This is a genomic window from Citrobacter sp. Colony219 (genome assembly GCF_019382635.1).
Lineage (GTDB): Bacteria > Pseudomonadota > Gammaproteobacteria > Enterobacterales > Enterobacteriaceae > Citrobacter > Citrobacter youngae.
Map to the genome: position 1 here is coordinate 11,547 of NZ_CP080033.1, position 221 is coordinate 11,767.

The 221-nt window shown below is 48.8% G+C and carries 1 protein-coding gene (only partly in view); it reads right to left on the bottom strand.

All coding sequences use genetic code 11. The features are described from left to right. Positions 1–106: 106 nt before the first annotated feature. On the bottom strand, positions 107–221 hold the 3' end of the coding sequence (locus JTI85_RS21135) for an MFS transporter (protein WP_255574985.1). Its footprint extends 728 nt past the window's final position; only the last 115 of its 843 coding nucleotides appear in the window; the start codon falls outside the window, past its right edge; its stop codon occupies positions 107–109.

The following is a 221-nucleotide window of genomic DNA, read 5'->3' on the forward strand; positions in this document are numbered from 1 at the left end:
GAGTAGCACGAGGAAGGCCACGGCAAAACCGATCGCCGAGGAGCGGCGCAATCCCAGACGGCGGCCAATCGCGGGAGATAAGAAACCGCCGACGATACCGAAAACGTTAAAAANNNNGAACATAAGGTTGCGTAAACAAAATTTTTACCAAACATCGCAGCACTAATAACCGGTAAATACCAGCCCACACCGAAATATTGGATTGACTGACAGATTTGAAC